The sequence below is a fragment of the Steroidobacter sp. genome, assembly GCF_016790065.1.
In the GTDB taxonomy this organism is placed as follows: domain Bacteria; phylum Pseudomonadota; class Gammaproteobacteria; order Steroidobacterales; family Steroidobacteraceae; genus Steroidobacter.
Genome location: NZ_JAEUPY010000801.1, coordinates 1 through 1,724 on the forward strand (window position 1 = coordinate 1; position 1,724 = coordinate 1,724).

Below are 1,724 nucleotides of genomic sequence, written 5' to 3' on the forward strand. Positions count from 1 at the left end.
AGCATCCTGATCGACGGCACCACCCGCCACCAACCCAGCCCGCAAGGCATACTGATTTCACAGCACGGCTCGGTGTTTCCGTGGCTGACGGTACAGCAGAACCTGATGTTCGGATTGAACGGCGCTCAATCGCTCGGCGAAAAGATCGCCATCGCCGATCACTATGCCGACGTTGTGGGCTTGAAAGGTTTCGAAGCCGCGTATCCGCACGAGCTGTCCGGCGGCATGCTCAAGCGCGTCGAACTCGCTCGTGCCTTGGCCGTCAAACCCGCCATCCTGTACATGGACGAACCTTTCTCTGCCCTCGACGCGCTCATGAGCCTGCGTATGCGCAACGAGTTGCTCAAGATCCTCCGCCAGGAACGTCACACCGTGTTGCTGATCACTCACGACGTGGAGGAGGCCATCCATCTCGCCGATCGCATCATGGTGCTGTCGCCTCGACCCACTCGCATTCAAGCGACGTTCGATGTGAAGCTGTCGCACCCGAGAAAACTGACCAGCCCGGAAGTGCAGCAGCTGCGCAAGGCAATTTTGAAGGAGCTTGGAGTGGAACTCGAAACCACCTCCGAGTAGCCGAATTAGTTTTGGAGCACCCGTCGATGATTCAAATCTATGGCCACCCGTTCGCTGCCTTCTATTGGAAGACGCTGATCGCTCTGTACGAGCGCGACGTACCGTTTCAGTTCTTGATGGTCGATGGCGATCATCCCGACCACGTCGCTGCCGTTAGCCGCCTCGCGCCAACGGGGCAGTTTCCTGTGCTGGTTGACGGCGAGCAGACGGTAATCGAATCAGCGGCGATCATTGAGTACCTCGACCTTCATCACGGCTCCGCGCCGCCGCTCGTTCCCGCTGATCCACGAGCCGCTATTGAAGCGCGACAGATGGATAGCGTGTTCGATGACTACATCATGTCGCCGCTGTCGCGCATGGTCTTCAACGTCATTCGCCCTGAAGGCAAACAAGACCCGCATTTGAATGAGGAAGCTCATGCGACGTTAGATAAAAGCTACGCGTGGGCAAATCGCTGGATGGAAGGTCGCGTGTGGGCCGCCAACGATTCTTTCAGCATCGCCGACTGCGCCGCCGCCCCGGCCTTGTTCTATGCCCACTGGGGCTACCCGATCCCAGCTTCGCTCACCGCACTTCGCGAATACCGCAACCGGCTGCTAATTCGCCCATCCATCGCTCGCGTCGTCGACGAAGCACGACCCTGGCGTGAGATCTTTCCGCTGAAGGGGCAGAACAGCCCGGATTGACGTGCCGACACGTAAAACCTCGCGGCGCCTTATTGGCGGCACTGGCGATTGGCGTAGCGTCTTCTGCAGTCTGATGCAGCCGTGGCGTGCGCCGGCAGTGGACTTGATCAAAGCGCCGAACACCTCAGCAGAGATCAGCACGTTCGCCCGGGGGCGCCGCGCGCACAGCACGGCAATCAGAGAAGTGCAGAAAGCAGAGGTAGTTGGTCGCGGGACGGAATGCGAGAACGAAGTCGCAGCAAATCTCGCCGATGCTTTCGCTGAACCGCGCGCGCTCATTGCCGCGGCTATCTCGAGCATCGAGGCGGCGTTTTCCAAGGATGAAAAGCTGCAAATCGAGGGCAAGGGACCGAATTGACGCGATCAAAGAAGACGCAATCCCAGAAAAAATGAATGGAGCCGACCAGGGGCAGCTCGTGTCCTGATCCGATCGGCAGCTGGACGGCCCTCGCTGCCAAGGAG

3 protein-coding genes are annotated in these 1,724 nt (G+C 59.3%); all 3 read left to right on the forward strand.

Going from position 1 to position 1,724, the window contains the following annotated elements; all coding sequences use genetic code 11:
* On the forward strand, positions 1-576 hold a 576-nt coding region (locus JNL55_RS32535), incomplete at its 5' end, for an ABC transporter ATP-binding protein (protein ID WP_293864534.1).
* A 26-nt stretch (positions 577-602) separates the two neighbouring features.
* A complete protein-coding gene (locus tag JNL55_RS32540; RefSeq protein WP_293864537.1) occupies positions 603-1,262 on the forward strand; it encodes a glutathione S-transferase family protein in 660 nt (219 codons plus the stop codon).
* Positions 1,263-1,359: 97 nt separating this feature from the next.
* Positions 1,360-1,620, forward strand: coding sequence for a hypothetical protein (locus tag JNL55_RS32545; RefSeq protein ID WP_293864540.1), 261 nt, complete (start codon positions 1,360-1,362; stop codon positions 1,618-1,620).
* Positions 1,621-1,724: the final 104 nt, after the last annotated feature.

Coding starts and splice junctions, on each gene's coding strand:
- JNL55_RS32540 (WP_293864537.1), top strand. CDS start 603: ATGATTCAAATCTATGGCCACCCGTTCGCTGCCTTCTATTGGAAGACG.